Source organism: Desulfobacter sp., from assembly GCF_050177295.1.
In genome coordinates this window covers 1-8099 of sequence record NZ_JBFXHE010000194.1, presented here as the reverse complement: position 1 = coordinate 8099, position 8099 = coordinate 1, and the positions used below count along the sequence as shown (strand labels likewise).

Sequence of the window (8099 nt, the reverse complement as noted above, 5' to 3'; positions counted from 1 at the left end):
TTAAAAGAGGTGATCTGTTTCTGGCAGTCCTTGACCCAGTGATCGGCCATGAAATTTCAAAAACACGACCCGTTGTAGTTGTTTCGAATGATATTGGGAATCAATATTCAGGAACGGTTACCATTATCCCCGTTACGTCCAGGAACATATCAAAGATATATCCTTTTGAAATTTTTTTATCCCAAAACAACACCAGATTAGTCAAAGACTACAAAGGGAAAGCCGATCAGATTCGTACATTAGATAAAGCCAGATTAATAAAGCCCATTGGGCATCTTGATCACGACTTGATGCTTCAGGTTGACAATGCCATTAAAGTTCATCTTGATTTGGATGTTTAAGACAGGGTCAAGGGTCAGGATAGGGCATAGGGTCAGGCTTGACATTTTGATATTCCGCTGATATCTTAATCCACATGGCAAGAAAACCAAGATTACATTATCCAGGCGCATTTTATCACGTGATGCTCAGAGGCAATAGTGGCCAGGGAATTTTTTTCTCCGAAGATGACCGGCATCACTTTTATTTTCTGCTTGGGGAAGGCTGGAAAAGATACAATCATCGCGTTCACGCATTCTGTCTGATGATGAACCATGTCCATCTGGTCATTCAGGTTGGAGAAACGCCGCTTTCCCAGATAATGCAAAATTTAAGCTTTCGATATACGCGTTATATAAATTCACGGCAAAAGCGGCTTGGTCATCTATTCCAGGGACGATATAAAGCGATTCTTATCGACAAAGACAACTATCTACTTGAACTCGTCAGATATATTCATTGCAATCCGGTCAGGGCAAAAGTCTGTGAAAATCCGGCTGACTATCAGTGGAGCAGTCACAACGCCTACCTTGGAATACAAAAATACCCATGGCTGACTACAAAGGTTATTTTTTCACAATTTGACCGGAATGAAAGCATTGCCAAAAGGCTTTACACTGATTTTGTTCAAGCCCGGATGGACGAAGGTTACAGGAAAGAGTTTCATACCGGTGTATTTGAAAGCAGGATTTTAGGTAATGACCGTTTCAGTGATGAAGTTCTTGCGCTGGTGGATGAACAACGGCCACACAGGTGGTCATATGATAAATTGATAGTGTCCTTATGTATGATATACGGAATTGACAATAAAACCCTTCTTGACCCGGGAAAACGCCAGCCAGCCGCTGAAGCAAGAGCTGTTGCCGCTTTACTGGTTCAGGAAAATAATCATACGGCACTGACAGATTTGGGAAAGATTTTTAGCAGGGATCTCAGCGCCCTGAGCAGGGCGGCCGGACGGATAAGAGAGCGTCTTCGAACCGATGCCGAATTGCAGGGAAAAATTAAAACAATAAAAATAAACCTTGAGCAAATGTCAAAATGTCGAGCCTGACCCTTTCACCCATAAAATCTGCACCAAAGAATTTACTGACAATTATTTTACCAAAATACAGGTTGTTGCTGAATGGCTGAAATCCCAAATACAATCTTAAAATCCGTTAAAGACTATATTCTTTTACTGAATCAAAACGGGTTGATGATATCCAAGGCTTTTTTATTCGGCAGTTATGCAAAAGGAAATTTTTCAGACCTGAGTGATATTGACCTAGCCCTTGTTTCAAACCAGTTTGAAGGTATCCGGTTCAACGACAGGAATCGCATCAGAAAGTATAAATTTCAGGTAAATTCTGATATTGAACCCATGCCGTTCAGAGAGGAAGATTTTACACAAGAAGACCCTTTTGTAAGAGAAATCCTTGAAACCGGATTCAGGATCATCTGATTTTTTAGGATATGGGGTCAGGTTTGATATTTTGACATTCTACTGATATCTTCTCCATATGGCAAGAAAACCAAGATTACATTATCCAGGCGCATTTTATCACGTGATGCTCAGAGGCAATGGCGGCCAGGAAATTTTTTTCTCCGAAGATAACCGGCATCACTTGATGCACTTGTGGATATGCTCTCCAAGGCCGGGCTTCAGGTGGCGGTCACCGTCGAACACGCTGCAGATTGAAAATGGTAAAGGGTCAGGATAAGGCTGTGGCGGCATTGGTGTTTCATGAGTTTGGCAGTTTATTTAATTGTTCCCGAAGACAGAGAGCGTTTCAATGTTTTGTAAATTCCTAACATAACACATAAAAGGGGGCAGAGTTATATCTCCTTTTGGATGTAACGATGTATTAGGATCGTGATATTAAAAAAAGCCTTGTCAACGTTCGCAGGATATGCTGAAATTCCTGCGGAGACAAAATGGAATTCCGGAAAAATCTATGAAAAATTTAATTAATATCAAAATCCATACCTTAATGATTATTGTTGCGATGCTATCCTGGGCATGCCCGGCAGTTGCTGTCGACGGTGTCCAGATAGCGCAAAATGTAGCGGATAGAAATGATGGGCAGGATGCCACCTCGAAAATCCGTATGTTGCTGATCGACAAAAGGGGTAATAAAAGATTCAGGAACCTGATCACTGTGGTCAAAAAATATGGGGATCTATCTAAAAGCTATATGCGGTTTACTTCTCCTGCGGATATTGACGGAACTGCTTTTTTGACTTGGGAAAATAAGGATCTCGACGATGACCAGTTCCTCTATCTGCCTGCATTGCAAAGGGTGCGGCGGATTGTCTCCAGCCAGAAATCCAATCGTTTTGTCAATACGGATTATACTTACGAAGACCTTCAGTCCAGGGAGGTGAAGCAGGACACGCACATGATTTTAAGGGAAGAAAAAATTGATACATATGACTGTTGGGTTCTTGAAAGCATCCCCAAAAGGCTGGATGATTCCCAGTATGGCAAACGGATTATATGGGTCATCAAGGAGATCTATCTGCCCATTAAGATCGAGTTTTATGATAAACGCAACAGGCTTTTTAAGATATTCACAGGTAAAAATATTCAAAAAATTGATGGTATTTGGACAATTCTTGACGCAGAGATGAATGATTTGAAAAAAGAGCACCGTACACTAATGAAAACCGAGGAAATCCAATATAATCGTAATGTTCCTGATGAGGTTTTTACCAAAGGATATATGAAACATACTCAGTAGACCCCTATTCACTCTTGAGGAGGTCATGTAATGCCCCGTTTTCCAATATGCCGGTACGGGGTTCTTCTGTTTTTAATTTTTTCCCCCTTGTTTTTCTTATGTCCGCAGCCGGCATTCTGCTTAGATTCCATCCGGACAGAAAGGTCTCTGGAAGCGGAAAATAAGAAAGACGATGCCCTATCCAATGATGAAACCTGGGAAGAGGAATGGGAAGAAAATGATGAAAGTTCAGATGATACAGAAGGCCTATGGGCTGAGGGAGAAGATACCCGGGAGCGTGATAAGAACGAAGGGTTGTTTAAGCTGTCTGGAGAAGTGCGCAACAAGTTTGCCCATGATGTGAGTGAAGACAATAATTCAGAAGATGATATGATGAATCATGCCCGGTTGAGGGTCGGAGCAAGCCTGGTGCATGGGGATCGGCTGCGTGCAGCGCTTTTCGCGAATATAAATTATTTTTCTTACGGGAACGACGGTGACTGGGAGGAAGATGCCGATATCCGCCTGGATGATGCCTATCTTAACTTCAGAGGCGACGGTTTTAATCTGAAACTGGGCAACCAGGTTATACGATGGGGGAAAACCGATGCCTACAGCCCGCTGGACAATCTGAATCCCGAGGATCTTCGCGAGGATCTTTCCGGCCGTCGGGAGGACCGCAAGCTTCCCATTCCCATGGCCGGTCTGGAGATTTATGCCGGCAAGTTTACAATTTCCGGGGTCTTTATCCCCTTTTTTGTTAAATCAGAATATGATCTTATCGGAACAGACTGGGCACTATTGGGGCATGCAGACGAGATAACACTCAAAGAAGAAAGCTCTTCCGATTCTTTGAAAAACAGCGAAGGCGGAATTCGGTTGTCCGGAATTGCCGGACGCCTGGACTGGGCATTCAGCTGGCTGTATGCCAGGGAAGATCTGCCCACCCCCGACTCCCTTTATCTCCCTGTGGGGTTTCCTTTTTCTGCGGGCAATGTGACAACGTCTCAACTGGCAGATTTTTTAAATGCCACCGGCCAGTCTGTGATGCTTACCCATGACCGGCAAAATATTTTCGGTTTTGAATTTGAAACCACCCTGCACTCTTTCGGGGTGAGGGGGGATCTGGCCTATATTGATCACGCCAGTTATTTTACCCGGGACCTGCAGCGGATTCGAAAACCTGTGGTGCAGCTCATGACAGGCATTGATTATAGCGGCGTAAACGACTGGTATGCCAATATTCAACTTTTCATTAGCCGGATACAAGACTATGAAAGCCGGATTATTTGGGCTACGGAGACAACCCGGGCCATAAACGGCACCTTGTGGAAGGAATTTTTCAACGGGGATTTCAGAATGGAGTGCCGGTATTATTATGAGCTGTCAGGAGATGCCACCGTGCTGAATCCAAAACTCCGCTTATCTTTCTGGAACCCAATCATATTTGAAATCGGGGGCGAGTGGTTCGATGGAAGCAATGAAACAATACCCGGCCGTTATAAATATAATGATCAGGTCTATTTGACGGCTGAAATAAAATTTTAGATGTTCTGATTTAAATTAGTGAATCCAAATGACTCAAAAAGCGAAGAAAAACATTGAAGTCCTTTATTCTTGTGGGAAGCGCTCTCCCATAGAACTCTCTATTGTCTGCCGCCACCCCAAAAAATTTTTTGCAGTCTCTTTGGTGGTCGCTCTATCATTTATTGTGTTTAATCTATTTGTCAAAACTGTGGACAATGTAGATTATTTCACCATTGAAAATCATTCCGACATTGTTTTTTATGACAGTTTCAAGGAAGTGTTTGGAAATGATGAGTTTTTTGTAATTGCCGTTAAGAGTTACGATTTGTTTTCAAAGCCACGGCTGGAAATAATACGTGAGATTACAGAGAAGCTGGAAGGGCTGGAAGACGCTGAAAAGGTGCTTAGTATAGCCAATGTAGATGATATTATCGGCGGGCCGGATTTTTTTGAGGCGCGCCCTTTTTTAGACGAGATTCCAGAAGACACCCAAGCACTGGCCTTACTTAAAAAAACAGCGATTGAAAACAGACTTTACCGCAAAACCCTGATCTCCATTGACGGACAAACAGCGGCTATCCTGATCGAACCCCATGTTGACCCCGAAGATAAAGGACTGCGAAAACGCCTGATTAACGAGACAAAGGCAATTTTGGAGCCCTATGAACAGCAGGGGATGCAATTTTATATGGGTGGCGGCACCACTACCAATCTCTTTCTCAGTCAGTATTTGAAATAAGACACTATGGTTTTTGTGCCCATGAGTTATATGCTGATTATTCTGGCCATTTGGTTCTTCTTCAAAAATGTCCGGCTTGCCTTGCTGGCCTTAATCAATATCACCCTGTGTGTAGGTGCCACCCGGGGGCTTATGGGCTTAACAGGTATCGCGGTGAACAATGTAACCATAATTGTCATCCCCCTGGTAATGGCCTTGGCGTTGAGTGACACAGTCCATATTTTTTCGCACATCGCTTGATATGGTAGAATCTAATCTGGCAGGCGTAGCTTCTCTGGATATTTCGTTTAAAGCTCAGCATCTGGACGAGTTTAAAGCCCCCCGATATCTTCAGGTGGTCGACCAGGTTCAGCAGTTTGTTTCTAAGCTGGAAGGTGTTGACAAGACCATCAGCCTTGTTGATTTTTTAAAAGACATGCACCAGTCTTTTCACAATGAAAATCCTTTATTTTATGCCATCCCAGATTCAACCCAGTTCATTTCACAGTATCTGCTTTTATACGACTCGGATGATACGGAGGATTATATTAATAGCGATTATGATCATGCCCGGCTGGCTGTACGGATTTCGGTTCATGGTACCCAGCAGCAGCAGGCATTGATCGGGCGCATCCAGGAGATGATTGATCAAATTGATCACAAGGGGCTGGAAATCAGAATCACAGGTGATGCCGTTGAATTGGTCAGTGTTGTTGATGCGATTGTTGAAAGCCAGTTGTACAGTCTGGCTTTGGCCACGATCGTTATCTGCATTATTATGTTTTTAGCGTTCCGCTCCGTCAGTGTTGCAGCCCTGAGTATGCTGCCCAACTTATTTCCGATTATCCTTAATTTTGGAATCATGGGGGTATTGAATATCCCGCTTGATACAGGTACCGCTTTGATCGCTGCCGTGGCACTTGGGATTTCCGTTGATGATACAATTCATTTTTTGTCTGAATACCAGCATCAACGCGCCCGGGGGATTACTACCAGGGAAGCGCTGGCATCGGTTATCCGGATTAAGGGCCGGGCCATTATTTCATCTTCGCTTATTTTATGTATAGGTTTTGGGGTCGACGTGTTCAGCCGGTTCATCCCGGTGATCAATTTCGGCCTGTTGTGTGCAATCATCATGATAACGGCCCTTATTGGCGATTTGGTGCTGTTGCCAGCAGTTATGCTAAGTGGTGGGCGAAGGGAAAAAGTACAGCTCGATCAGAACAAATCAGCCGGCAGCTGATAATTTTTCCCTAAAATTCATGAAATAATTGCAAATATTTTCATGAGTAGGGCAGCCTATTTGACATAAGTCGGTCAGAAACTCACCAGTGATAACCTTGATAACAAAGTTTTTATTATCAGCCCTATCTTCCTTTGCCAACTGCGGGTCAGTTGAGGTTGGTTCGGACTCAAAAAGGAAGTGGTATAGATTTTTTTCTATCGGGTTTTTACCGTAAACTTTTTTTAGTTTTTGAGGCCATGTCTTTAAGTTTTGGCGAAGAGCCACGGCTGGATTATCGTTTACATAGGAATAAGACGAAATCTGTCCGATCTTCTCAAACAAAAGGATATCTTCGTAAATTTTTAAATATTTGGGATGAACCGTGATTAATAAGTCATCTGCATGAAGGGTGTTAACCGCATACGACACAACCATACGATTGCCCAGCATGGGAATCTTTTTGTCTCCTTTCCGGAATTCCGGATGTGATGCCAGACACCCGACTTCAACGAGGCGGCGCCCCTGGTTTCTTAACACGTCTACCTCCCGTTTAAACCCAATATCCATGGGAAGGCCTTGTTCATTATCCGGAAACAGGCTAACCGTATATATGGGCCTCTTTTCTGCCTGGGTATCTATCGGGCACCCCATAAAGACCCTGGCTTCGGGATCGGAATGGTGCGGGATAATTCTCAATGGGATACGAGAAGGCTGAATAAACCCTGCTTCTACATAAACATCATGTAGCAAACTGAAACAGGATATATAGTCTTGGATACTGGATGCCTCACGAAAGGTGACGCCGTCCAGTTTCGTTTGAAGATCCGGAAGTTCATCATGGATGCTTCTTTTTTTGAGGTACACCGGCGGGCCCGGCGGACAAGGTAGCAACGTTGTTGATAATGCATTTGATATTTTCATAATACAAGTCTACAGCAATTCTAATACCATGTCAAAAAACACCATAGGTTTTTTTATTGAAAATCCATTTTCAGCGAATTTTTGCATAAATATCTTTTAAATAAGAAAAAAATTACAAAAAAAACAAGAAAATGGTTACGAAAATTACAACAGCAGTTACAAAAATTGCAATACCTGATTCGAGCCGGGTTTTTCGCTTTCCATGACATGCCAAAATAAAGCCACATCCAGCGATGCCTCTATTGTTGAATTTCTGGACGCCTTTAAAAGCAGAGAGATCTCTCCGAAAAAATCACCCCGTTTCAACTCAGTTACAAAAATCTTTTCCCCGTCTGCCTCCTTGAACACCGACACCGTACCCGAACGAATCACATACATGCAATCTCCGGGTTCGTCCTGGCGGCAGATAATGTCACCCTTGTGATAAAACTCCTTTTTAAACAGTCCGGCAATCACTTGGATCTGATCCGCCGGCACCGATGAAAACAGTGGCACTCGGGAAAGAAAGTCATGAAGATCCTGTAAGTTAGTCAGCATCGAATTCAATACCTAAAAGGGTCCGATACATTTTTTGCTATATCGCTTGCGCTATTTCTTACATTTTCTTCCAGCGGTTCACTTTTTCGAATGCGGATTCAGCTGTTTTCAATAGTGTTGATACATTCACCGGCTTTTTAAAATAATCCTC

General features: G+C 43.2%; 10 protein-coding genes. 8 read left to right on the top strand and 2 right to left on the bottom strand.

Annotated elements, in window-relative coordinates:
* The 8 genes from AB7U36_RS13895 to AB7U36_RS13860 form a co-directional block, all read left to right on the top strand.
* A partial coding sequence (locus AB7U36_RS13895) for a type II toxin-antitoxin system PemK/MazF family toxin (RefSeq protein ID WP_428160342.1) occupies nt 1-341 on the top strand: 341 nt, incomplete at its 5' end.
* A 122-nt stretch (nt 342-463) separates the two neighbouring features.
* The gene (locus tag AB7U36_RS13890) at nt 464-1372 is read left to right on the top strand and encodes a transposase (RefSeq protein WP_428160341.1); all 909 of its coding nucleotides are present in this window, start codon (nt 464-466) and stop codon (nt 1370-1372) included.
* Nucleotides 1373-1444: 72 nt separating this feature from the next.
* A complete protein-coding gene (locus AB7U36_RS13885) occupies nt 1445-1762 on the top strand; it encodes a nucleotidyltransferase domain-containing protein (protein WP_428160340.1) in 318 nt (105 codons plus the stop codon).
* A 493-nt stretch (nt 1763-2255) separates the two neighbouring features.
* Nucleotides 2256-3041 carry an outer membrane lipoprotein-sorting protein gene (locus AB7U36_RS13880; protein ID WP_428160339.1) on the top strand — a complete coding sequence of 262 codons (786 nt, stop codon included), beginning with the start codon at nt 2256-2258 and terminating at the stop codon, nt 3039-3041.
* Nucleotides 3042-3071: 30 nt separating this feature from the next.
* Nucleotides 3072-4568, top strand: a complete 1497-nt coding sequence (locus tag AB7U36_RS13875; RefSeq protein WP_428160338.1) for a DUF1302 family protein — start codon at nt 3072-3074, stop codon at nt 4566-4568.
* 28 nt (nt 4569-4596) lie between these two features.
* Nucleotides 4597-5286, top strand: a complete 690-nt coding sequence (locus tag AB7U36_RS13870) for a hypothetical protein (RefSeq protein ID WP_277005263.1) — start codon at nt 4597-4599, stop codon at nt 5284-5286.
* 21 nt (nt 5287-5307) lie between these two features.
* Nucleotides 5308-5526, top strand: a complete 219-nt coding sequence (locus AB7U36_RS13865) for a hypothetical protein (RefSeq protein ID WP_277005262.1) — start codon at nt 5308-5310, stop codon at nt 5524-5526.
* Nucleotide 5527: 1 nt separating this feature from the next.
* Nucleotides 5528-6508, top strand: coding sequence for an efflux RND transporter permease subunit (locus AB7U36_RS13860; RefSeq protein ID WP_428160337.1), 981 nt, complete (start codon nt 5528-5530; stop codon nt 6506-6508).
* Here the strand turns inward: AB7U36_RS13860 and AB7U36_RS13855 are convergent.
* A complete protein-coding gene (locus tag AB7U36_RS13855) occupies nt 6494-7411 on the bottom strand; it encodes an N-acyl amino acid synthase FeeM domain-containing protein (RefSeq protein ID WP_320397057.1) in 918 nt (305 codons plus the stop codon). The genes AB7U36_RS13860 and AB7U36_RS13855 overlap by 15 nt on opposite strands.
* A 156-nt stretch (nt 7412-7567) precedes the next feature.
* On the bottom strand, nt 7568-7948 hold the full coding sequence (locus AB7U36_RS13850) for a cyclic nucleotide-binding domain-containing protein (RefSeq protein WP_320397056.1): 381 nt from the start codon (nt 7946-7948) through the stop codon (nt 7568-7570).
* Nucleotides 7949-8099 lie beyond the last annotated feature (151 nt).